Below are 20,722 nucleotides of genomic sequence, written 5' to 3' on the forward strand. Positions count from 1 at the left end.
ACGCGAAAATGATTCAATTTGTTTGGTATTTCACCTGCAAAAGCCTGTTTTCAGAACAAAAAGTGATTTTGAGAACTGCTCGATTCGTTCGAAAGTGAACTGAATTGGCATTTTAGAAATTGTCAGCTCCCGGTCTGATCAACTATGATCAAGACAGACATTGATAGCGTTTACATTCTTACCTGAAGGAGGCCTGGCTACAATGAATAAGATTCCATTCTTAGCTTCATCGCGCCATCTTAAGAAGAATCTGCAGCTGGCGCTGCTCGCACTGCCCGCATTCCTCGTGATCTTCGTTTTCTCTTACCTTCCGATGGGCGGGATCTTCATTGCCTTCAAAAATATCAACTATACCGATGGCATTCTGCACAGTCCGTGGGTCGGGTTTGATAACATCAAGTTCTTCTTTACCTCCAGCGACGCTTGGATGGTCGTCAGAAACACGCTTCTATATAATAGCATCTTTATCGCAGTTGGCACGTTCTTATCCGTCGTATTCGCCATCCTTCTTAATGAAGTCGTAAGCCGCAGATGGGTCAAAGCGTACCAGACGGTATTCTTCTTCCCTTACTTCTTCTCCTGGATCATCGTAGCCTACATGGCCTACTCCTTCATCGGTCCATACGGCGTCCTTACCATGTTAACCGAGAAGCTGGGCTTCGCGGCATTCGACTTTTACTCCACGACTTGGGTTTGGCCCATTCTGCTAACCCTCATTAATATTTGGAAAGGGCTTGGTTATGTCAGCATTATTTTCTACGCCGGCATTCTGGGCATTTCACAGGAATACTTCGAGGCAGCTGAGATCGACGGCGCTTCCAAACTCCAGATTATCCGCAACATTACCATACCGCTCATCATGCCGCTCATCACGATCATGACCCTGCTTTCCATCGGCAAAATATTTTACTCCGATTTCGGCTTGTTCTTCTTCGTCCCAAGAGAAGTCGGGCAATTATTCCCGGTCACCCAAGTTATCGATACGTATGTGTATCGGATGCTCAAAGTTTCAGGCGACATCGGCATGTCCTCGGCAGTCGGATTATTCCAATCCGTTATGGGCTTTATCGTCGTACTGGGAAGCAACTATATCGTGAAGAAAATCGATGATGACAATAAATTATTTTAGAAGACGTCTGGAGATGAGCCTATGCCACAGATGACAAAGAAGCTCTCACAGCTTCTCATCCACTTGATCTTTATTCTCTTTAGCCTATGTTGTATCCTGCCGCTTGTCTCGATCTTGTCCATCTCCTTAAGTAATGAAGTGGATATCCTGAAGAACGGGTACAGCTTAATTCCCAGAATGTTTGATTTGAAAGCCTATTCCTACGTCTTATACCGCCCTATCCAGCTTCTAGGCGCATTCAAGGTTTCCATTATGGTCAGCTTCATCGGTACCTTTCTTGCCGTCTTGTTCATGGCCGGCATCTCCTACACGCTCTCCCGTGACGACTTCAAGTTCAAGAACAGCCTCAGCTTCTATGTCTTCTTCACCTTGCTGTTCAACGGCGGCTTGGTGCCAACCTACATCTTGATCAGCAACTACCTGCATCTCAAAAACACCATTTGGGTGCTTATCCTTCCGTATTTGGCCATACCTTGGTTCATTCTGCTGCTGCGCTCCTTCATGCAGAAGATCCCTTTCAACATTATTGAATCGTGCATGATTGACGGAGCGAGCGAGTTCCGGATCTTCTTCCAAATCGTTATCCCGCTTGCCAAACCCGGTTTAGCGACGGTCTCCTTATTCACCATGCTGCTGTACTGGAACGATTGGTGGCTCAGCTTGCTCTACATCGAGAATGAGCACCTTGTTCCGCTGCAATACATGCTCTACCGCATGATGAACAACATTGCCTATCTCACCAGTTCGACCAATATGATGCCGCCTAGTATGAAGAATGCCGAGCTCCCTTCGGAATCCGCACGGATGGCGATGGCGATCTTAGCAGCCGGACCGATGCTCGTTGTCTTCCCGTTCTTCCAGAAGTATTTTGTCAAAGGGCTTACTGTAGGTGCAGTCAAGGGATAGCTTAAACATGGATCCATGATCCAATTTAAGATAGCAATTCAACTATAAAAAGGGAGGATTCACAATGCAAAGAGCAAGAGCATTCCGATTGTCCAAGTTAGGCCTTCTATGTACGATTGTGCTTCTTGTATTCAGCATGCTGGCCGTTGCTTGCGGCAACTCCAACAACAATGGAGGTAACTCCAACACGTCAGGCAATGCAGCGAAGAACGATTCATCTAACGCTGCAGCCACAGACAATTCAACCGCTACAGACAATGCCGCTGCTACGGATGGAAACACGGCTGCAGATCTTCCCGAGGTTAAGCTGACGTGGTATTTCCCAGGAAACTTCCCACAACCCCAACAAGATAAGATTTTCGCTGAAGTCAATAAAGTAATCAAAGAGAAAATCAACGCGACGGTTGATTTCAAAGCGATTCCGTTTGGTGATTATGATCAGAAAATGCAAGTCGTTATTGCTTCCGGCGAGCCTTACGATATTACGTTCACAGCCGGTTGGATTAACAACTATACGCAAAATGTAGCGAAAGGCGCCTTCCTCCCGCTCGATGACCTGCTTGCCAAGCACGCACCGAAAACATTAGGCTCCATGCCTGCTTCCTTCTGGGATGCTACGAAAATCAAAGGGCAAATTTACGGTTTCGTGAATCAGCAAATTTCAGCAAGAACACCGGCTGTGGCCGTTCCAAAAGCACTCATTGATAAATACGGTCTGGACATGAATGCGATTGGCGGAAAAATTGGCTACAACAGCCTCGACCTGCTCTTGCCGTTCATTCAAGCCGTACAGAAAGATAATCCTCAGAAATACCCGGTAATCGGGATTGACCCGGACTTCTTTAACATGGAGGCCATCGTTGGCTTCAATATTCCCGGCGTCGTCAAATTCGGCGATGAATCCCTCACCGTTGTGAATCAGTTCGAATCCGAGGAAATGAAAACATTCGCAGCGACTCTGCGTGATTGGAGCGCGAAGGGCATCCTGCATTCGAAGGAACGGATCTCGAAGAAAACGGATGACTGGACAGACGGCAAAGCCGGTAAATGGGTACTGAACATCGGCGGCGCATTTAAGCCGGGCGGCGCTAACCTTGACTCCGCGCTTGGAGGAGAGCCGTACCTTGAAGTTCCTGCCGGTACTGCGCATTTGACGACAGGCGGTATCACAGCAACGATGCAAGCCATTAACCGCAATTCCAAAAATCCGGACAGAGCCATGATGCTGCTTGAATTGCTCAATACGGACAAAGATCTGTATAACCTCTTGAACTTCGGTATTAAAGGCGAGCAATACGACTTCGATGCTGACGGCCTGATGATCCCAGGACCTACGCAAGCCGACTACAACCCGCAAGTGCCTTGGATGTTCGCTTCCAACTTCTTGGCTAACGTAGAGAAAGGCATGCCTGCAGATGTGTGGGAGCAAACGAAGAAAGTGAATGCAGAAGCAGAACCTTCCTTGCTGCTGGGCTTCACGTTCGATGCTGAGCCTGTAAAAGGCGAAATCGCGAAAGCATCTGCGGTGAGCGACGAGTACACTCGTGCGATTAGCCTTGGCGTCACTTCCGAGGAGAAATACAATGAGTTCGTAACAAAAATGAAAGATGCCGGTGCGGATAAAATTATCGCGGAAATGCAGAAACAAATCGATGCTTGGAAAGCAGCGAAATAACGTTTAATTGAATAAAGAAGTCGTGCAGAGTAATCTGCACGACTTCTTTTTCTATATGGTGATGAGTGCTGCGCCTCGCTAATCCTGAAGCAAGAACCGATACCCGATCCCCGGCTCGGTCTCAATGAATACCGGTCTTGTCGGGTCTTCCTCCAGCTTCTTGCGCAAATGGCCGATGTAAATGCGCAGATAATGGCTGTCTGATTCATGGTGATGACCGCCCCAAACCTGCTGCAGCAGCTGCCGCTGCGTAATGACCTTGCCCGCGCTCGAGGCTAATACTTTGAGCAGGTCGTACTCCGTAGGCGTCAGCTTCACTCGATTGCCGTCAAGCTCAACGACCCGCTGCGCCAGATCAATCATAAGCCGGCCGAACTGAAGAACAGGTTCATCGGCAGATTTGGCTGCATGACGAAGCGCAACGCGTATTCTCGCGAGCAGTTCCCCCATGCCAAACGGCTTGGTGACGTAATCGTCCGCCCCGCTGTCGAGTGCCGCAATCTTATCGTCCTCCCGGTCCTTGGCCGTCAATACAATGATCGGTATACGCGACCACTCACGAACGCGGCGCAGCACCTCCATACCGGATATATCCGGCAAGCCAAGATCGAGCACGATCAAGTCGGGATGAGTAATGCTCGCTTGATAAACGCCGTCCTCTCCCGTTGCTGCCGTATGAATATCAAAGTGATGCGCCTGCAGCGTGACTTTCAGCAGCTTGCAGATCTGAGGCTCATCGTCGATGATCAGTATTCGAGCTCCGGTTGTTGTTGTCATATGGTTTCACGGTCCCCTTCCGGAGTCATTTGATCGAGAAAGCTCTGGTCTCCCAGCGGCAGCGCAATTTGGATAACGGCCCCTATCGGAAGGTTAGGTTCTGCAATGATGCTTCCCCCATGCGCTTCAATGATTCCTTTGCAGATCGCCAGCCCAAGCCCTGTTCCTGGTACATGCCTTGTCGCAGCGCCGCGGTAAAATTTATCGAATATCCGCTCAAGGTCAGCGGCAGGGATGCCTAGACCGGAATCGGCTACTCTGATCCTAACATGCGATTCATCCTGCCCGACGGAAATCACGATAGTGCTCCCATCCGGTGAATACTTAATCGCATTGCTGACCACGTTAACCAGCACTTGCTCCAGCAGCACCTCGTCGCCAAGCACAATCGGAATTCGCTCCGGCAGGCTCACCCGTATTTCCCGATTACCCTGAAAATCCTTCACTTGGGACAAAACAACGCCGATTATGTCTTCGACGTCGCACCAATTCTTACGCAGCCGCAGCATACCGCTTTCCAATTGGACCATGCCAAGCAGGTTCGTGACGAGCCGATTCATGCGCAAAGCCCCGTCTCTAATGGTCGCAAGCAGTTCCAGCCGATCCTCCGAAGAGAACATCCGATCACCTTCGATGAGTCCCGTTGCTGACCCAATAATCGTTGCGAGCGGTGTCCGCAGTTCATGGGAAACGGAGTCCAGCAGCGCCGTTCGGAGACGCTCGGATTCAGCCGTCAAATGGACAAGCTTCGCCTCTTCGCCTAACTTCACCCTTGCAATGGCACTCGCTGCGAGTCCTGCGAAGGCCTCCAGCAGCCTTTTATTCTCCGAGGATAGAGTAGTCGAATTGCCATTACTCGCAAGATTCACGGCCAATACGCCGTATACCCGCTCCTCCGTTAGCAGCGGCATATACAAGCCGGGAAATTCTCTTAATGTGCCAGAACCCCGTCCTGCCATCTCCCCGTGTGAATATACCCATTTGGCGATAGCCGTCTCCGATTCTCCCTTGCCCCAGTCCCCGCTTGCGGAAGAAGCAGCTAAGGTAAGCTCATCCAGGCTGTCTGGCAAATAGAGCGCCACCTGCGAGTGAATGGTTGCAGAAACTTGGCGGCAAACGTTCTCTAGCAGCGATTGAAGATCGGCTATAGCCGTCATTTGCTGGCTTAGTGTGTAGAGCGATGCCGTATGGGCTTCTCTTTGCTTCGCCAGATTCAGCTGCTGCTTGAGCCTTGCTGCCAGGCTGGCCGTAAGTGCCGCAACCGCAAGGTAGACGACGAAGGAAAAGAGATATCGCAGATCCGCTACCGTAAAGCTGAGAAAAGGCGGGACAAAGAAAAAGTCAAAGGCAATCACGCCTAATGCTGCTGCATAAAACGAAGGTCCAAGTCCCCAATAGACGGCACTGAACAATACGGGAAATAAATAGATAAGTGCAATGTTAACCATGTCGAAGGCCAGCTCAAAGGAATGGAGGACGATGGTTAACAAGGTGACGCATAGGGTAACCCACACATAAGGCTTCATGGAAAAAGCTCTGATTCTATGGGTTAGATTCATTCTCATCACATCCTATATACGACGACTATATGCCATAGTTATTAGGTTTGGGCATCAAAGTCCGCCACAATCAATACGTCCATATGCCTCGTAAGCCGAATCAACTGATTGACAACGGAACCTTTCCGTAGTGATTCCCAGAACGATAGCTTCGGTTGACCAATTACCAACTGCGTAGCTTCTACTTGGTCCGCTTTCGAAGCAAGTACATTGGCAATTTGTTTGGAATGATGCCCTTCATGAATGATAAACTTCCCGCCTAAACGCTCCGTCAATTTCTCCATAGCGGACAGCCGTTTCTTCAGTTCATCCGAGCAGCTGTCTCCAACATGCACATAATTGACGTACCATGCGGCTTTAAGCCGGTATGCAGTCCGGAAGCCACGCCGTATCAACCTTTCGGCATGCGGCGTACTGTTCACGCAGACAAAGATCACTTCTTTCCTTCTCCACGGTCCACGCAGTGAACTCTTGCGCTCCAGCGATTCCAATCTCTCATCGACATCGTCGGCGATTTCTCGAAGTGCCAGCTCACGCAGAGCAATCAGGTTTCCTGTTTTGAAAAAATTATTTAGCGCCTGATCGACTTTCGTCATCGCATAGACTTTACCTTCCCGCATCCGATGCTGAAGAGCTTCCGGAGAAACATCAATAAGCTGGACCTCATCGGCCAAATGAAGAATACTATCGGGTACCGTTTCCCGAACGCGAACCCCTGTAATTTGTTCAACGGCATCATTCAAACTCTCCAAGTGCTGCACATTGACCGTTGAAATAACGGAAATGCCGGCATCCAATATTTCCAGCACATCTTCATAGCGTTTCTTATACTTGCTACCGGGCACATTCGTATGCGCAAGCTCATCGACCAATACAACCTCGGGACATCTTCGAATGATCGCTTCGGTATCCATCTCTTCAAGGGTAACCCCTTGATACACCATACGCTTTCGATCAATGACATTCAAGCTGCCGATTTGCTGGATCGTATCTGCCCGGTTATGGGTTTCCAGCAGTCCAATCTGGACATCAATCCCCTTCCTCAGATGGTCGTTGCCTTCTCGCAGCATCATATAGGTTTTGCCCACGCCGGGAGCAGCGCCGATGTAGACTTTAAATTTACCGCGTCTGATTTGGTCAATCTTCTCCGCTACTTCCTGCTGGCTAAGTCGTTTATATTTCTGCTGCTCATTGGCCGCTGTCATTTGGGCAGGCAGAACCCGCTCTCCCTCATTAGCCGTGGAATCGGCAACCAGAAACAGATCGATATTCTTCGTGATCTTGAGAAGCTCACCTATGATAGACCCCTGCCAAAATTCCTGCCAACGCGTTTGCTTCGAATGCCCCATCACGATACGCGTCACATTATGCTGGGTCGCGTAGTTCACTAATGTCCTTGGAATACGCCTTCGTTTCGGGAAAGGCAGTTCTTCAAATGTACCGTCCACTTTCTCTACAAGTTTAATCGTGCTCCTGCGGAAGGTTGCCGCTTCTTTCGATAAGGGCTTCTTCAAGTTGCGAAACGTGATCACCACAAGATCGCCATTCAGTCGTTTGGCGATTTGCTGACCCCGCCTGACGTAGATCGAACCATTCCAATGGTATTGCGTCGTGACAAGGATGCGCTCCGCCGCGCCTGATGGGCCGATCAGTCCCATTTCTTCGCGATGCGATTTCAAGGATTCATTCACATCCTCTGCAACCAGACGAAGTGCCAGCTCACGCAATACACCCAGGTTGCCTCGCTTAAACACCGTCGCATCCTTATTCCCTTTCAGATGTCCCTCGGCGAGACGATTTAATACCGTTTCCGGGGTGACGTCAATCAGCCTCACCTCATCGGCCAGCTCAAGCGTATCCGCAGGAACCGTACATGCCGCTTCAATCCCCGTCAGCTTATGGGCGATTTCCGTATAACCCTCAAGCTCATATACGTTCACCGTAGTAATGACGCTTATCGCATGCGAAAGCAGAAATTTGATATCCTCCAGCCTAGTAGGAAACCGGGCATCCGGACGATTGCGGTGAGCAAGTCCGTCTACGAGGACAACTTCCGGATTCCGCTCTATTAGAGCATCGAGGTTCAAATCTTTGAACTCAGCTTCGTCTTTAAACCAATGAATACTAGGGACTCGCTCCAAATCACCGAGCTGCTCGACCGTCTCCGGTCGCTGCAGCGTCGACACTGCGCAAATAACCACATCGATCCCTTGCTGCTTCAACGTCTGCCCTTCACGCAGCATATGATAGGTTTTACCTGAGCCGCTCACAGGACCAATATAGATCTTCAGCGTACCGCGGTGAAGCTTCGAGATGGAATGCAATATATCTTCCGGTGTTTTGCGTTTAAAGCTTTCCACTGGCGATTCCCCCTCCCTCTATGTGAATGATGAATAAAACCGAGAAAGCCACCCCCACATGAAATGGAGGCGGCTGCTTGATGATCACTTCACTTGCTTCATTAGTTCCATATTGATTTCCGTTACGTTCACGCGCGGTTCCCCGAAAATGCCTAGCTGGCGGTTTGTCGTGTTCGCATCCACGAGCTCATTCAGTTCCTGCTCCGAAATCCCCGTCTCTTTGCTGATTCTTGGCACTTGCGCTTTAGCTGCTTCCGGGGACAAATCCGGATCAAAACCGGAGCCGGAGATGGTTACCAAATCGGCGGGGATGTCCGTAAGGCTTGGATTTTCTTGGCGCAGTGCATCGATTCGCTCCTTCATCGCTTTCACGTAATCCGGATAACCGACTGCCATATTGGAGCCCGCCGTGGCAGTGGGATCAAATTTAGCATTTGAGGCTCGTGGGTGAAACCATTTCGGCGATTGAAAGTCCTGAGCGATTAGCTCCGAACCTACAACCTTGCCGTTTATTTCAATTAAGCTGCCCCCGGCTTGTTTGGGGAACAGAGCCCCGGCAACACCGGTCGTGACTAAAGGATAAAGGAGCCCGCAAAGCAGCATAAGCACTACGGACAGTCGGATCGCGGTCAGTGTCATCTTCATATGATTAGCTCCTTAAACGAGTTGAAGACCATGAAGGATCAGGTCTATGAGTTTGATACCGATGAAAGGGACGATGACCCCGCCAAGGCCGTAAATCAGCACGTTGCGAGTAAGCAGCGTATCTGCTGTCATGGCACGGTATTTCACGCCTTTCATCGCAATCGGAATGAGCAGCGGTATGATGACGGCGTTAAAGATTAGCGCCGAGAGAATCGCCGATTTGGGCGAAGCCAGATGCATGATGTTCAGCGATTGCAGCTGAGGCATCGCAATGATAAACATAGCCGGGATAATCGCGAAATACTTGGCGATATCATTGGATATCGAGAACGTTGTAAGCGCCCCCCGGGTAATGAGCAGTTGTTTGCCGATTGAAACAACGGACAACAGCTTCGTTGGATCGGAATCCAAATCGATCATATTGGCCGCTTCCTTCGCAGCCATCGTTCCCGAATTCATGGCTAGACCAACGTCGGCTTGCGCCAGCGCCGGAGCATCATTCGTACCGTCACCTGTCATCGCAACGAGCTTGCCCTCTTGCTGTTCCTTCTTAATGGCAGCGATTTTATCCTCCGGCTTCGCTTCGGCAATGAAATCATCGACGCCCGCTTCAAGGGCGATCGTAGCCGCCGTGAGCGGATTGTCACCGGTACACATGATCGTCTTGATCCCCATTGCCCGCATCTCTGCGAAGCGCTCCTTCAAGCCGGGCTTCACGGTATCTTTCAAGTAAATGACACCGAAGATACGATTGCCTACGGCAGCAGCTAGCGGCGTGCCTCCTGCCCTGGCAATCCGGTTCGAGGCTTCTTCTAAGTCAGTCGGAATACTGCCGCCACTCGCGGAAACAAATTTCTTAATGGCGTCGACCGCGCCTTTACGGATCTGAACGCCGCCCGCCATGTCGAGTCCGGACATTCTTGTTTCTGCCGTAAACTCGACGATTTCCGCACTTGCATATTCAGTCTCCGCCCAAGATTCGCCGAGTTTACCGGCAAGCTCTACGATGGAACGACCTTCAGGCGTTTCGTCCTTTACAGATGCCTGCAGCGCAGCGAACGTCATTTCCTTGGCGGTGACACCTTTCACAGGAATGAACTCCGCAGCCATCCGATTTCCGTATGTGATCGTCCCTGTCTTATCCAAGATCAGCGTATCGATATCGCCGGCAGCCTCTACAGCTTTACCGGACATGGCAAGTACGTTATATTGCGTTACCCGGTCCATACCGGCAATCCCGATGGCCGATAACAGCGCACCAATGGTCGTCGGAATTAAACAGACAAGTAGGGCGATGAGTGTGGCGATATCTAGATTGACATTGAGATAAGCCGCCATTGGAACCATGGTGATGATGACAATTAGGAAAATGATCGTTAACACGGCAAGCAGCGTCGTTAACGCCAGCTCGTTCGGTGTTTTTTGCCGTTTGGCGCCTTCTACGAGTGATATCATGCGATCCAGGAAAGATTCACCCGGATCTGTCATGACCTTCACAATAATATAGTCTGAAGCAACTCGCGTTCCCCCTGTAACCGAGGAGAAATCGCCGCCGGCTTCCTTGATTACTGGTGCAGATTCACCTGTAATTGCTGACTCATCGATGGATGCCAGACCTTCAATAATTTCACCGTCTGTCGGAATCAGCTCGCCGGCTTCCACGCGGACAATGTCGCCTTTCTTCAACTGCGTGGAAGGCACCTGCTTAAAGGATCCATCCCGCTGAACAAGCTTCGCCATCGTTTCGGATTTTGTTTTCCGAAGGGTATCCGCCTGTGCCTTGCCTCGGCCTTCCGCGAGTGCTTCAGCGAAATTACCGAACAATACGGTGAAGAGCAGAATGAAAAACACGGTCACATTGTAGCCTCGGCCCACAGTATCCGTACCAAACAGATCTGGCTGTATGGATAGCAGCAATGTGATTACCGTGCCTACTTCCACGATAAACATGACCGGGTTCTTGATCATGACCGCAGGGTTCAATTTCTTAACAGCGCCGATCATGGCTTGTAGTGCAATTTCCTTCGTTATCGTTTTTCTGCGTGCAGCAGCCATTATGATCTCTCCTTAAGTTTATTGCGGCATGGCCAGATGTTCAGCAATTGGCCCCAGTGCAAGTCCAGGGAAGAACGTAAGCGCTCCGATCACGAGAATGATCATGATGAGAATCCCCGTGAACAATGGTGTATTCGTGCGCAGCGTCCCCGTCGTTACCGGTACAACTCGTTTAACCGCAAGAGATCCGGCAATCGCAAGCATGGCAATGATTGAAATATAACGGCCAAACAACATCACCAAACCAATCCCTACATTATAGAAGTCGGTATTCGCGGTCAGACCGCCAAATGCGGAACCATTGTTTGCCGCGCCGGATGTAAAGGCATAAAGCACTTCAGATAGCCCATGTGTACCAGCATTCGCTATGGACGCGACGGCTGTCGGTGTAGCCAGAGCAAGTGCTGTTGGAGCAAGAATGATTAAAGGATGGATAAGCAGCGCGATCGCAGCCAGCTTCACTTCCTTGCCTTCAATCTTCTTACCGAGGAATTCCGGCGTACGTCCAACCATCAGACCGCAAATAAATACGGATAAGATGAGATACAATAACCCATTGAGGAGCCCGACACCTTTCCCGCCAAATACGTTATTCAGCATCATTTCGGCTAGCGCAACGAACCCGCCCATCGGTGTTAATGATTCGTGCATATTGTTCACAGAACCCGTCGTTGCTGCCGTTGTCACCGCTGTAAACAAGGCGGACTGCGATTCGCCAAACCTGACTTCCTTGCCCTCCATATTTCCGTGATAGCCTGCGGCATCAAGAGCGGGAACGCCTTTGTATTCCGATACAAATACGACTGTAAGCATAACCAAGAAGATGAGTCCCATAGCCCCAAATATGGCCCAGCCCTGCTTCTTGTTCTTAATCATCAGACCGAAAGCATACACAAGCGCCGTTGGAAGCAGCATCATGCAAATAATTTGCACCATATTGGTAAGCGGCGTTGGATTCTCGAACGGATGCGCCGAGTTTGTACCGAACCATCCCCCACCGTTCGTACCGATATGTTTGATCGATTCAAGCGTTGCAACCAGGCCTCTGGTTATCGTCTGCTGTGCTCCTTCAAGCGTGGTCGCATTTACAGCACCTTGGAATGTTTGCGGAACGCCTTGGAATACTAGAAATAATGCGACTAGGAAGCTAAGCGGCAGAAATACACGCGTAATCCCGCGAACCATATCCACATAGAAGTTACCCAGGTTATCCTGACGGCCGACGAGTCCACGAATGAACGCGATCGCTATTGCGAAGCCGGTTGCTGCCGACGTGAACATCGGAAACGTAATTGCAAGCAATTGAGACAAATAGGAAAGTCCATTCTCCCCTGAGTAAGACTGCCAGTTTGTATTCGTAATAAACGATACAGCTGTATTAAATGCCTGCCCCGCAGGCATATTGCCGATCCCATCCGGATTAAGCGGCAGAAAGCTCTGAAACCGCAGGACAAGATACAGCAGGAGCATCATAACGAAGTTGCTAAGCAGGACGGCTGCTACATACTTTTTCCATCCCATTGCTTCATCCTCGCGCACTCCCATTAACCGATACAGCATGCGTTCGAACGGACCAAACACACGATCCAATCCTGTTTTCTCATGCTGAAACACTTTTACAAGATAAATGCCTACCGGCTTAACCAACAACATAATGATGATCAGCGTAATGGCTACCTGTACGAACCCCATACTCATGTCATGAATCCTCCGCCCTGGCCATTTAGAATTTTTCTGGTTTTACTAATACAAAGCCTAGATACAAAATGAGAATACCTGCAATAATACCGACGATTATCATAGCGTTACCTCCCTAGGCTTTCTCACAGAATTTAAGGAATCCCCAGAATATAGCGAATGCAGCAACAAACAATATCACCATTGTAAAATCATTGATCATAACCCCTTACTACCTCCCATAGCTGCATGCCGTGAATTGAGAATATTTTCCCCTGCCGGATGGAAACTATACTTGTCTTTCAGTGTGCTTAAAGTTTAGTATGCTGCTTATCAGTTCCCCCTCTTCGGTATAAGGAAATCTTAATACGGGTTGCCGTAAAAAGGGGGTAAAGAAACCTCCTGTCAGGTGTAAAAAAAGTATAAAAATCGGTCGTTATCGACGTTTAGAACGAGACGTAAGCCTGCGAGTGGTCGAATAAATACGTGCGATTCCATACTGCGCAGCTTTGGCCTTTGTTTCCTTTAGCTGTATGATCCAGCTGCTCAGCCAAGCTCGTTAATGCGGATTCCATTACATGTGTGCGTTCCGTTCCCCATGCTTCTTGCTTCTGATGGATATAATCCAGACCTTCCTCAATTGTCAGTCCTTTTATTCGCTGGTAAATGGCCGTCCACTGCACAATGTCGCCCTTCAGGTTACAGCCGTGCATCTGGAATTCAATGAGGCTGCAGCCTCCGTCATTCGTAGTGATGGCGAGTAAACCGCAAATGCAGTCTTCACTATGTCCAGGCAGCCGTTCATCTGTGAGCTCACCATCAAATTGAAACAGCTCAATCGCATTAATCTTGCAATCTTTCACAATACTCACTCTCCTGATCGTTGGTTGATAGTAGACGGTAGACAGCACAAAGAGGCCCGGGAAGCAGAGAAACTCTACTCCCGGGCCTCATCACAGCGTAAAGAAACAAGCTGCGCAAGCTCGATTGAATGGGTTCTCTCTCATACGCTTACGAGGTTAGCTGTCGGATTCGGGCTTGAGAGTACCCTACCTTAACAATTAACACCTGTTATGGATTCACCCCAAGAAACCGTTCTGATCGAAGTCGGCTTCCAATTGGTTCCCCCGTTCCTCTTGCGAGGACTCAGCGTGTAAAGCAAGATTTGAAGTTGTTGAATCAAATCTTATTCCTGCGAGAAGAGAATGTAAAATCTGATTTAAGTGCTAATTACGCCAATTCTATCGAATTGAGCGCATAATTGCGCTTTCATCCTGAGCACTCATTCTTTTCAATTGGGTTTTCATAGGTTTGCTTCCAAACCTTTCTGTGAATAGCAAAGGAGCTAAGCACATTCATCATGTCGCTTAGCTCCTTGTTTATTCCTATTATTTTGTTTTTGTAAACCTTACTTCGTAAAGCTAACTGCCTCCAACATACGTGTAATCAGAGCCGCGCTCTCTGCACGGGTCGTCATCGAGCTCGCGTTAAATTTGCCCGAAGCTCCTTTGATCAGCTTGGCTTGCTCCAATTTCGTTACGGCATCCAGCGCCCAGCTGTGAATACTGCTCACGTCGCTGAAGCCGGACCCCGCAGTCGCTTCGTTAAAGTGATATCCTGCCAGCCCCATCGCTCTGAACAGGATTACCGCCATCTCTTCCCGTGTAATCGTTGCTGACGGGTTGAAATTGCCTGCGGCGTCACCTTTCACGATGCCATAGCCCACTAACGATTGAACGGCAGCTGCGTACCAAGCATTCGTACTGACATCGTGGAACAACGAAGTCGATGCTGCTCCTTGTGTTTTCATGCCAAGCGCTTTCGCCATCATGAGCGCAAACTCCGAGCGGGTCACCTGTTCGTTCGGTTTAAATTCGTCTGCATTGAAGCCTGCAATAATCATCTTGCCTGCTGCCGCTTCGATATCAGCACGCGCCCAGTGCGTTGCAATATCCTTAAACGTATGCTCGCTGTTTAGAACGAGGTAGGTGCTGTTGGAAAGACTGTAGATATGGATCACTTTCCCATCTGTGGTAAACGGTACAGGCTCGTACGACGTTTTACCGTCAGCTCCTTTAACTTCTCTGACAACAGCAAGTTTGCTGCTATCGGCTGCAGTATCAAGCACTATCGTTCTCGCTACATACTGCGTAAATGTAGACAGTACTTGCTGCTTACCGCCTGCCTCAGTAGCCGTTATCGTGAATTCAAGGGCAGCGAGAACCTCATGACCCTGTTCATCAGCCGTCCGCTCTGCTTCTTTATTCACGGCTATCGTCAATTCAATAGCTGCATCTTTACGGTCATTGAGCAGCTTACTGAGTTCATCAATCGGCAGCGCGTACTCGCCGAGCGAAGTCTTCACTGTCAAAGCTGTACTTGACGAATCCGCCAGTAATTGACGAACAACATCAGCGTTTAGAGAAACTTGGATTTCATCCACTTTCTCAGTAGTCGTTGCATCGACGATTACTGATCCGTCTGCTGATGGCTTCAACGGTTTCTCGACCTTCAGATCTGCGATCTTATTGCCAGCTTCATCCGTTGTTACAACAGGTTTGCCGGATGAATTGTCCGTGTCACCCGGATAACTCGGTGGCGTTGGCGTGCTTGGATTACCGGAAGTAGCAGACAGCTCACGGGTATCGCGCACCCTGATCCGCACACCTTCCGAATACTTACCTGCAACACCAACCGCTTCGTACGTATCGCCCGCCACCATCTGCGGAACGGGAACGTCGTTCTGCAGCGCGATGTAGCCGTCTGTAAATACGAGCACAGGACCTGTTCCATCATTGATCACATACGAGTTGTCGTCGTATTTGGAAACAACTGTCCCTTTTACCTTTACGAGCTGGCCCTGGGCGGCCTCCTGCGCTGCGTCGTGTGTAGAAATCAATTCAGGTTCGATTGGGTTCACATGACCGATCTTGATGACGTCACCGGCAAATGTATCAAAAATAAGTTCACGGTTCTGCTCGAACGTTTGCAGCTTGCCATAAACGCGAACACGATCGCCTGCTTCCAGACTGTCAGCCGGCACTTCCTGGAAAGCCATGATACCGCCAGTTGCATCCTGGAGATAGAAGGCATCGAAGAATACGCCAGCGCCAGTCGTAACCGTACCTTCCACGACAACGGAAGTGTCGTCCGCATGCGCCTTGGCATCCGCAATAGAGCTTACTACTGCTTCATGTCCTGCCAGCCAATTGAACAGGTTAATGCCCAGTTCATCATTGCCTTTGGCGTTGTAGGTCTCATCCAATTGTTTATCGTTAATGAAATTCATACCCGACACGACAATTCGACCTGAGCCGATTTGCTCGGATGCAATCGCCGGAATAGCAGAACCGCCTGTTGTATCGGATACGGTATCATAGGCATGATAGTCGCTAGTTACATTGTCTTGATAGGTCGTTTCGTTACCGGATACAAGCACCGTCACCGTGTCGCTGTCTGTTAACGGCAAATGCCCGACTCCCTCAAGGCTTGCGCCGCTGTAATATTCAACGGTTGCAACGTGATCCGTCAACAAATTGCGAACCGGAGTAGGATGCAGCCTGACCGAAAACAGCGAAGTGGCCGGTGTCGTCCAGAAGTTGCCTTCCTTCGATGCATCAAAAATACCGTCATGGTTGACTTGAATCGTCGCGCCGATTTCCGTCAGCAAATCATTGTTAATCGTCGGATTGTTGCTGTGATTGCTCTTATCCGCCAGGAACAAGGAGCCTCCGTTTTTCACAAAATCAGCAACCGCCGTATTTTCCGCTGCTGACAAGTCTGTTTTCGGATGCGTGATGAGAAGTACCTTCACCCCGCTTAGAACATCTGCTGAGATCGTCGACTTGTTCTCCACAACCGTATAGCCCAGCTGTCTCAGCTTCTGCGTGATGGCTTTGAGATTGTCCTTGTACGTACCGCTGTCTGTCGTCGTATTCTCGTTGCCGTGTGCGGCATCGATCATAATCGTAATGCCGAGCGTCGGCTTCACGACAACATCCTTCGAGTAGCGGTTGTCAGCCGTATCATCTGAGGCAGGCGTTCCTACCAGATCGACAATGATTTGATGGTTGCCAAGCAGGGGATTCGCCCATGTCAATTTGGCATTAAAGGTAGATCTGCCTGCCAAGTCCGGTACAGGAACGCTGCCGATCAAATGCGCTTCGTCCACAACGTCATAGTAGAATTTCGCCGTAAACGCAGCAGCCGTCATGCTTCCCATGTTGCTGATGCCAGCTTGAAGCTCGACCGGATTGCCTGCAATCAGTGCGCCTCCGATGACATCGAAGCTGCTCACTTTCGCATCAACCGATACCTCTTGCGACCAGATCGGCGAGGAGTAGATTTGCTCGCCGTCTTGTTGCGTGACTTTGATCATGTACCACTGCTGACCGCCGGTCACGGCTACGGATGGTGACCATGTAAAATCCTTCGTATCCGGCGTGTAGGTTTCCAGAACCTTGCCACCGTTAGAAATCAACTCTACCTTAGCGACACTATCATTGGATTGATAGCTATCCGAGAGATAGGAATAGCTCGGCATCGACTTTGCTTCGGCAACAGTATCACTGCCGTTCACTTCAAAGTTAAGCGTATCGCCTTCAACGATGGCGCCCATATAATAGCCATTCGCCGAGAAGTCGAGCGTAAAGTTCGCATCCTCCGACATATACACTCTGCGTTTCTTCATGGAGTCAAAGAGGGATGCTTGGGATAGATCCTTCGCGACAATTACGGTCCGTTTCGTCGTTTGACCCCATGTTCCGTCATGGTTGTCTTCCCCGAAGGTAGGCGAAACATGCCAGCCGAGATCAAGCGCGTTGTAGTATGTTTTCTCCGCATTGGCGTAGGCATAATGACCTGAGCCGTTACCTACTTCCAGCATCGTGAAGCGTTCATCGACCGCTCTTTGGTAAGGCTTGAAATTGTTAAATGCATTGGCCGACATATCGGGGTGATTGAATTGACCGACGACATTATCGTACGTTAGCACCCATGCATAGTATTGGTTCAAATCCTGGTACTTGCCGCCGTCTTGCTTGCGGTCAATAAAGTTCTCCGATCCGAAAATATTGGAGTGACCCCAAGTAGTAGACGTCATCTCAAAAGCAGGGAATACGACGAATTGATCGTTCTTCGTGTATTCTTTGGCCAGATCCTTGGTCAGTTGCCAGTTGTCTCCGCCAGTGCGCTCCGGCATGCCGTTATGTGTGGTGCCATCGGTTGCGCGCGATGAATCATCGATGTCATGCGAGTGATCCGAGAATGCAAACCAATCGTAATCATGCGCGATTGCCGCTTGGAGCGCTTCCTCCGGTGTACCTGCAGCATCGTGCGAAAGATTCGTATGGTTATGCGTCGTTCCTCTGTAGTGGCTGCCGCCTGTAAATACTTCGACCACCTCAAAGGACCAGTCCTTCACCGATGCATTGCCGCGAATATCTTGAACGGTTACTTGCACATCGTGCCCGCCAAGCGCCATATTCGTCGAAGGCTGGTAGCTCACGCCGCTTGCGCTGATCGTAGATTGAGCCGTTACGTCGGCACCATCTACTTTAATCTGCACGGAAGCAGGGTTAATGCCGCTTGGATCCGAATATTGCAGCGAGATCGTCGGCTTGAAATTCTCGACTCTTGTCGTTGCTTCAGGCTTCTCTACGCCAAAATCTGGTCCTACCGCATCGTTAATAACGCTGACGGAGTAAGGGGCAGCAGACGTACCTGCTTGTTTCGTTCTATCTCCGTTGACCGCTTCGATATAGTACTCGATACCGGCATCCGGCACCGAAGCAGCCGGTAGTGTTGCTGTATAGTCTGATTGATTCGTGCTGCTCATTGGAAGAGCTGTATAAGCCGTATCGCCTGCTGCTCTATAGTACACCGTTACGCTTGTGGCACCGGATGCTTTTGCAGTAAAAATGGCATCTGCACCTTTGTACGTTTCCGTTATCGGAGTGTGCATAACAGTAAGTGCCGCAACGATATCTGCAGCATTCCTTGGGAACAGCTGATACCCCGTCGTAAAAGGAGAGGAGGAGTCGTATTGACCTACAATTCCTGTTACCGAATAGGATTGATTCACCGCAAGCATCGTAACCACATCAATACCGGTTGTGCTGATCACACGTACGGTAATCGATTTGGAGGAATCGGCAGCATCCTGGAATGTGACATTATAGTGGGCTCCGCTTGCCGTTACCGCGGATACGGTGCCTGTCACTTCAACAAGCTTACCCTCTACCGGCTCGGCCGACGCGTAAGCCGTCAGTTCGGTTACGGTTTTCGAAACGGGAGCTGGAAGCGCCTGCGTTCCAAGCTTCTCGGTAGCAGATGGAACAAATTCCAGCAAGCCGTTATAGAACGCCAATTTGCCTGTCAGCCTTACGTTATCTCCGGCAGTGATTGCCATTCCCGGCGCTGTTCCGCCAAAAATATTAATGCCGCCTGTTGCATCTTGAATATAGTAATTGTTCGCTTGCGTGCCCAACACCTGATTATTGACAGTTACAACACCCTCAATAATAAAATCCTGCAGCAAGCTGGAGGTAGGTGAGCCATTGGCATCCGACGCGCGAAGCGTCTGGATCGGCGTCGCACCGACTGGATCAGCTGCCTTCGTTACTGAAACTGGCGTGCTCTCCAGCTTCTTACCTGCATCCGTCACCTCAACCTGCGACACATAAACCGTGTCCGGAGCGTTGGTAATCGGGAAGCTGAAGGATTTATTGCTACCGGAGATGACGTAGTCAGCACCAGTCGAAGTTTGCAAACGGTTGGCCGGAATCGCTTCACTTGCCGAGTAGACATGTACCCGTGCGTTAGCAAAACCCGCTGTTCCCGTTAGAGTCCCGTTCGTACCCGATTTCACATAGGTAAGCTCGGCACCGTTTAGCGCTGCACTTGCTGTCGCCGCACTGATTTGAATGCGGTTGCTCTCCGATTTCCCTGCTGCAGTCGCAGATATGTACACGCTGGCTAGTCCAGCCAATTGGCTGCTGCTCACCGTGAAGGATCCATCCGCGCCAGCTGGTAGAGTCTCAAGCGCCGTATTGCTGCTATCGTCGGCATATACCTTAATTGCCGCATCGTTTGCTGCCGCTCCCGCTTCAGCAATCAGGGTACCGTTCGCCCCATCCGCGTTGTTGAACAGCAGCTTCGCGCCGGTCATATCAGCTGTCTGCACCGGGCCGCCGCCTAGCGGCGGTTCTATCGGTGAGGCTGTGTTGCGCGGATTTGGAGTGTCTAATACAAAATCACTTCCGTTGTTATCCTCATCCCAGCCATTGCCGCTGCCATCAGTCGCAGGAGATGCATTATTGTTCGATTTCCGCTGCAAGCTTTTCGTATTCGATGGAGCTAAAGCCGCTGCGCCTTCGAACGCATTTGCCGTCGATCCTGAGCCCACTAAATCAATTGCACCGTCAGGTTTACCGGTACCGGTAAGCTGCGTCTGATTGTTCATCAGAGCTACCTTAAAGCCAGTTGCACCCATCGTTATAGTTCCACTGACATCAAATGCTGGCATCGCACTACCTACGGATATATTCCCGGATTCCTGTACTAAAAAATAGCCATGCGGCTGAATCGTGCCGCTCAAATTGGTCGATGAACTCCATGCTCCAGCAGCTGACGCGTACTGAACCGACCAACCTTCTAAACTGACAGGCGACTCGGTAGGGTTATACAATTCAATAAAATCGTGCGTGAGTGGCGCACCGGAATTGCCGCCTCCACCATAGACCTCACTTATAACCACATGTCCCGCAACAGCTGCCTCAGCCTTCTCCGGCTGCATAACGGGCAGCAACTGCCCAACACTTAGCGCAGATGCCAGAATTATGCCTGTCCATCTTTGCCTTCTTTTGCTCCATATTCCCACTTAACAAAATCCCCCTCGTAGTTATGAATAAGTCCAAAATTATGACAACCTATCACAATT

12 protein-coding genes and 1 riboswitch are annotated in these 20,722 nt (G+C 50.0%); of the genes, 3 read left to right on the forward strand and 9 right to left on the reverse strand.

Features of this window, described 5'->3' with window-relative positions; translation table 11 throughout:
* The first annotated feature begins 202 nt into the window (after nt 1–202).
* The 3 genes from AC506A_RS30155 (at nt 203) to AC506A_RS30165 (ending at nt 3,710) form a co-directional block, all read left to right on the forward strand.
* Nucleotides 203–1,129, forward strand: coding sequence for an ABC transporter permease (locus tag AC506A_RS30155; RefSeq protein WP_495464698.1), 927 nt, complete (start codon nt 203–205; stop codon nt 1,127–1,129).
* Nucleotides 1,130–1,150: 21 nt separating this feature from the next.
* A complete protein-coding gene (locus AC506A_RS30160) occupies nt 1,151–2,035 on the forward strand; it encodes a carbohydrate ABC transporter permease (protein WP_495464699.1) in 885 nt (294 codons plus the stop codon).
* Nucleotides 2,036–2,099: 64 nt separating this feature from the next.
* On the forward strand, nt 2,100–3,710 hold the full coding sequence (locus tag AC506A_RS30165) for a DUF3502 domain-containing protein (RefSeq protein ID WP_495464700.1): 1,611 nt from the start codon (nt 2,100–2,102) through the stop codon (nt 3,708–3,710).
* A gap of 78 nt (nt 3,711–3,788) precedes the next feature.
* Here AC506A_RS30165 and AC506A_RS30170 read toward each other — a convergent pair whose 3' ends face one another.
* The 9 genes from AC506A_RS30170 to AC506A_RS30210 form a co-directional block, all read right to left on the reverse strand.
* Entirely contained in the window at nt 3,789–4,487 is a 699-nt protein-coding gene (locus AC506A_RS30170) for a response regulator (RefSeq protein WP_495464701.1), read from the reverse strand.
* Complete coding sequence (locus tag AC506A_RS30175) at nt 4,484–6,046, reverse strand: ATP-binding protein (RefSeq protein ID WP_495464702.1); 1,563 nt, start codon at nt 6,044–6,046, stop codon at nt 4,484–4,486. Before AC506A_RS30175 ends, AC506A_RS30170 begins: the two co-directional genes overlap by 4 nt.
* 41 nt (nt 6,047–6,087) lie before the next feature.
* On the reverse strand, nt 6,088–8,406 hold the full coding sequence (locus tag AC506A_RS30180) for a histidine kinase (protein WP_495464703.1): 2,319 nt from the start codon (nt 8,404–8,406) through the stop codon (nt 6,088–6,090).
* An 84-nt stretch (nt 8,407–8,490) separates the two neighbouring features.
* On the reverse strand, nt 8,491–9,051 hold the full coding sequence (gene kdpC / locus AC506A_RS30185) for a potassium-transporting ATPase subunit KdpC (RefSeq protein WP_495464704.1): 561 nt from the start codon (nt 9,049–9,051) through the stop codon (nt 8,491–8,493).
* A 12-nt stretch (nt 9,052–9,063) separates the two neighbouring features.
* Nucleotides 9,064–11,106, reverse strand: coding sequence for a potassium-transporting ATPase subunit KdpB (kdpB, locus tag AC506A_RS30190; protein ID WP_495464705.1), 2,043 nt, complete (start codon nt 11,104–11,106; stop codon nt 9,064–9,066).
* Nucleotides 11,107–11,124: 18 nt separating this feature from the next.
* Nucleotides 11,125–12,798 (reverse strand): potassium-transporting ATPase subunit KdpA, encoded by a 1,674-nt coding sequence (kdpA, locus tag AC506A_RS30195; protein ID WP_495464724.1) that lies wholly within the window; start codon nt 12,796–12,798, stop codon nt 11,125–11,127.
* 31 nt (nt 12,799–12,829) lie between these two features.
* The gene (locus AC506A_RS30200; RefSeq protein WP_495464725.1) at nt 12,830–12,907 is read right to left on the reverse strand and encodes a potassium-transporting ATPase subunit F; all 78 of its coding nucleotides are present in this window, start codon (nt 12,905–12,907) and stop codon (nt 12,830–12,832) included.
* Nucleotides 12,908–13,229: 322 nt separating this feature from the next.
* Nucleotides 13,230–13,646: a hypothetical protein gene (locus AC506A_RS30205; RefSeq protein WP_495464706.1), complete on the reverse strand. Its 417-nt coding sequence runs from the start codon at nt 13,644–13,646 to the stop codon at nt 13,230–13,232.
* A gap of 130 nt (nt 13,647–13,776) precedes the next feature.
* A riboswitch (cyclic di-AMP (ydaO/yuaA leader) is annotated at nt 13,777–13,945 on the reverse strand.
* A gap of 246 nt (nt 13,946–14,191) precedes the next feature.
* Complete coding sequence (locus tag AC506A_RS30210) at nt 14,192–20,662, reverse strand: DUF4350 domain-containing protein (protein ID WP_495464707.1); 6,471 nt, start codon at nt 20,660–20,662, stop codon at nt 14,192–14,194.
* Between the last annotated feature and the right edge of the window lie 60 nt (nt 20,663–20,722).

Source organism: Paenibacillus sp. N22P23 (assembly GCF_059383735.1).